Genomic DNA, 1,078 nt, shown 5'->3' on the forward strand with positions numbered 1-1,078 from the left:
TGTTCCTGAAAATCGTTCGCTTGCAGGTGGTTCAAGACTTCTCGGAACCGTCATCCCCGCGAAGGCGGGGATCCAGGCGTTACCGAAACAGCTGCTCCATCGGACATGGATCCCCGCCTTCGCGGGGATGACAGCCGAGAGAGGTGCTGCTCCGTCAGCCCCGGTAATAGCGTTGCGGCACGAAGGGCGTGGCGGCGACGCGGGCGGGCAGCGGCTTGCCGCGCACCACCAGCGTCAGCGGCGTGCCCACCGCGGAGTTCGTGATGTCGACATAGCCCATGGCGACCGGCGCCCCGGCGGTCGGACCGAAGCCGCCGCTGGTGATCTCGCCGATAAGGGTGCCGTTGGCGTCCTGGATTTCGGTGTGCTCGCGGGCCGGCTGGCGGCCGTCCGGCTGGATACCCACGCGGCGGCGCGACGCGCCCTCGGTCAGCTGCCGGTGGATGATGTCATAGCCGGGGAAGCCGCCCTCGGCGCGGCGGCGCTTCGGCAGCGTCCATTCCAGCGCGCCCTCGACCGGCGTCGTGGTGGTGTCGATGTCATGGCCGTACAGGCAGAGCCCAGCCTCCAGACGCAGCGAGTCACGAGCGCCCAGACCGATGGCCTCGACCTCCGATTCGCCCAGCAGGGCGCGGGCGATCATCTCGGCATCGGCCTTGTCGCAGGAGATCTCGTAGCCGTCCTCGCCGGTGTAGCCGGAGCGGGTCAGGATCACCGGCACGCCCTTGAAGGTGGCGGACAGGTAGCTCATGAACTTCATGGTGGCGGCTTCCGGCACGAAGCGGGCCATCACCTCGGCAGCCATCGGACCCTGGAGCGCCATCAGCGCGAGATCGTCCAGCAGTTCGACCTCGGCCTTGCCGGCCAGCTTCTCGCGCAGATGGGCAACGTCCTGCTCCTTGCAGGCGGCGTTCACCACCAGGAACAGATGGTCGCCGGCATTGGTCACCATCAGGTCGTCGAGGATGCCCCCCTGCTCGTTCAGGAACAGCGTGTAGCGCATGCGGCCCTGCGCCAGCCCCTTGATGTCGCGGGGACCAGCGTTTCCAAGGGGGGGCCGGATCGGCGCCGGTCAGGC

1 protein-coding gene is annotated in these 1,078 nt (G+C 68.3%); it reads right to left on the reverse strand.

All coding sequences use genetic code 11. The features are described from left to right. Positions 1–154: 154 nt before the first annotated feature. Positions 155–1,003, reverse strand: coding sequence for a glycine cleavage system aminomethyltransferase GcvT (gene gcvT, locus I71_RS30115; protein ID WP_375731232.1), 849 nt, complete (start codon positions 1,001–1,003; stop codon positions 155–157). Positions 1,004–1,078: the final 75 nt, after the last annotated feature.

Origin of the sequence: Azospirillum sp. B506, assembly GCF_000333595.1 — a bacterium.
Taxonomy (GTDB): Bacteria; Pseudomonadota; Alphaproteobacteria; order Azospirillales; family Azospirillaceae; genus Azospirillum.